Raw genomic sequence first — 3,042 nt, forward strand, 5'->3', positions numbered from 1 at the left:
CCGGAGCATAAAAACAGGGCAATGAATAATAGTCTTTTGGTCATTGTGTTGGAATTAAAATATTGATTTTACGAAACTACACTTTTTTTAGAAAATAAAAATTCTTCATTGGCTTGAGTAAAATGCCACTAATGCACGAATGTTTTTCTAAAAAGCACCCTGATACACCATTATTCGTGCATTAGTGGCAAACAACGAATGTGCCTGAAAGTTTAGAGGCTAATTCTTTTCGCGTAAGCGCAATAAATGTTTGAAAATTAAAAATTTAATACTACTTTTGCACTCCTTTTTGCAACGTGTGAAAATAAAAAAGGGACCTATAAAAAATCAATATAAACACTTCTGTGTTTCAGTTGCTTAAAATTTTCAGGGAATACAGGATACAAATTTAATTAATCAGCAATGGCTGAAGAAACAAAAAACGAAGAGGTACAAGTAGAAGCTACTAAAGCTGCTCAAGAACCAAAAAACAAAGAGGTACAAGAGGAAGCTGCTACAGCTACTCAAGAACCCAAAAAAGAGGTGTCTGCTAAAGAAGCAAATCCCGAGAAATTTCTACAAGATTTCAACTGGCACAATTACGAAGAAGGTATTGAAGTAATTGACGAGAAAAAACTTGAAGAATTCGAAAAATTAGTTGCCGAAAATTTTGTTGACACATTGGACGACGAAGTCGTTGAAGGTGTTGTTGTGCATATGACCGATCGCGACGCTATTATTGACATCAATGCAAAAAGTGAAGGTGTGGTTTCTCTTAATGAGTTCCGTTACAATCCCAATCTTAAGGTGGGTGACAAGGTAGAGGTGTTGATTGACGTTCGTGAGGACAGTACAGGTCAGCTTGTGCTTTCACACAGAAAGGCAAGAACCATCAAAGCATGGGATCGTGTAAATGAAGCTCACGACAAAGGAACTATCGTTAATGGGTATGTGAAGTGCAGAACCAAAGGAGGTATGATTGTTGACGTTTTTGGAATTGAAGCTTTCCTTCCCGGTTCACAAATTGATGTGAAGCCAATCCGCGATTATGATGGCTATGTTGGAAAAACAATGGAATTCAAAGTGGTTAAAATCAACCACGAATTCAAAAACGTTGTTGTTTCTCACAAAGCACTTATCGAGGCAGATATTGAAGAGCAGAAGAAAGAAATCATTGGTCAGCTTGAAAAAGGACAAGTACTTGAAGGCGTTGTGAAAAACATCACTTCATATGGTGTGTTTGTTGACCTTGGAGGTGTTGACGGACTAGTTCACATCACTGACCTTTCCTGGAGCAGGATCAATCATCCTAATGAAATCGTAGAATTAGACCAAACATTAAATGTTGTAATTCTTGATTTTGACGAAGATAAAACTAGAATCCAGTTAGGTCTTAAGCAATTGAACCCTCACCCATGGGAAGCTCTTGACAAAGAACTTAAAATTGGTGATAAAGTAAAAGGTAAAGTTGTTGTAATTGCAGATTACGGTGCCTTTATCGAAGTGGCTGACGGTGTTGAAGGTTTAATTCACGTAAGCGAAATGTCTTGGTCTACTCATTTGAGAAGCGCTCAGGATTTCGTAAATGTGGGTGATGAAGTGGAAGCTGTTATCCTTACTTTAGACAGGGAAGAGCGTAAAATGTCTTTGGGCATCAAGCAATTGACTCCAGACCCATGGACAGATATTACCAACAAATTCCCTGTTGGTTCAAGACACAAAGGAGTGGTGAAAAACTTTACCAACTTTGGTGTGTTTGTTGAACTTGAAGAAGGAATCGACGGGTTGATCTACATTTCAGACCTTTCGTGGACCAAGAAAATCAAGCACCCAAGTGAGTTTACCAACGTTGGTGACACGCTGGAAGTGGTTGTACTTGAACTTGACGTTGAAGGACGCAAGTTGAGCTTAGGTCATAAACAAACTGAGACCAATCCCTGGGATAAATATGAAAAAGAATTTGCGCTTGGAACCAAGCACACTGCAAAAGTAACTGAACTGGTTGACAAAGGTGCAACTGTTGAGTTTAACGAAGATGTAGTAGCGTTTGTTCCTGCTCGTCACCTTGAAAAAGAAGACGGAAGCAAATTGGGCAAAAATGAAGAGGCAGAATTCCAAATCATTGAATTCAACAAAGAATTCAAGAGAGTGGTAGCTTCCCACACTGTAATTTTTAGAGAAGAGGAAGCAAAAATCCTTAAGGAAGCCGTGAAAAAGCAAGCTGATTCAGCTGCTGAAGCTAAGCCAACTTTGGGTGATGCCAACGAAAAATTACAGCAAATCAAAGACAAGATGGAAGGTAAGAAGTAATTCTTCACTTTTATCAATCATAAGAAAAGGCTGTCCGTTAGGGCGGCCTTTTTTATTTGTGAGATATCTAAAATTCAAAAAGGAAGTTTGAAATATTTTTATGTACTTTTGTCAACAGTAAATCTCCGCCTTCATGAGTCAAAAAGTGTTGCTTAACGAAAAAGAAGTTTATATAGCACTTCATCGCTTAGCCTGCCATCTCATTGAAAATCACGATACATTTGAAAATACGGTTTTAATCGGACTGCAACCCCGTGGTTCTTTTTTGGCCAATCGTATTAAATCCATACTTGAAAACGATTACAAGATCAAAGGCATTCAGCTGGGCTACCTCGACATCACCTTTTTCAGGGATGACTTCAGAAGGGGCGGAAAATCTCTTGAAGCCAATAAAACCCATATCGATTTTCTGGTGGAAGATAAAAATGTAGTACTTATAGACGATGTGCTTTACACAGGAAGGAGCATTCGTGCTGCATTAACAGCTATACAATCCTTTGGAAGACCAAAAGGTATCGAATTACTTACACTTATCGACAGAAGGTTCAGCCGTCATTTGCCCATTCAACCCGATTACCGTGGAAGACAAGTGGACGCTATCAATGAAGAAAAAGTAAAAGTGTGCTGGAAGGAAAATGAAGGGGAAGATGCAGTGTATTTAGTAAGTTAGCCTCGCCATCCGAAAGTTTTCTGAAGGATGGTAGTGAGTGGGTAGAGGTGAGTAGTTTGTGAGTCAGTGAGTTTTTGAGAAAA

The 3,042-nt window shown here is 38.8% G+C and carries 2 protein-coding genes; both read left to right on the forward strand.

Annotation, left to right across the window (positions count from 1 at the left end):
* The first annotated feature begins 402 nt into the window (after positions 1-402).
* Positions 403-2,289, forward strand: a complete 1,887-nt coding sequence (rpsA, locus tag AC6F75_RS03120) for a 30S ribosomal protein S1 (RefSeq protein WP_500713492.1) — start codon at positions 403-405, stop codon at positions 2,287-2,289.
* Between the two features lie 133 nt (positions 2,290-2,422).
* The gene (gene pyrR, locus AC6F75_RS03125) at positions 2,423-2,959 is read left to right on the forward strand and encodes a bifunctional pyr operon transcriptional regulator/uracil phosphoribosyltransferase PyrR (protein WP_500713493.1); all 537 of its coding nucleotides are present in this window, start codon (positions 2,423-2,425) and stop codon (positions 2,957-2,959) included.
* The last annotated feature ends 83 nt before the right edge of the window (positions 2,960-3,042 follow it).

The sequence above is a fragment of the Planktosalinus sp. genome (genome assembly GCF_059864935.1).

Excerpts from the sequence above, each read along its gene's own strand:
- rpsA (WP_500713492.1), top strand. The coding sequence starts at position 403 with ATGGCTGAAGAAACAAAAAACGAAGAGGTACAAGTAGAAGCTACTAAA.
- pyrR (WP_500713493.1), top strand. The coding sequence starts at position 2,423 with ATGAGTCAAAAAGTGTTGCTTAACGAAAAAGAAGTTTATATAGCACTT.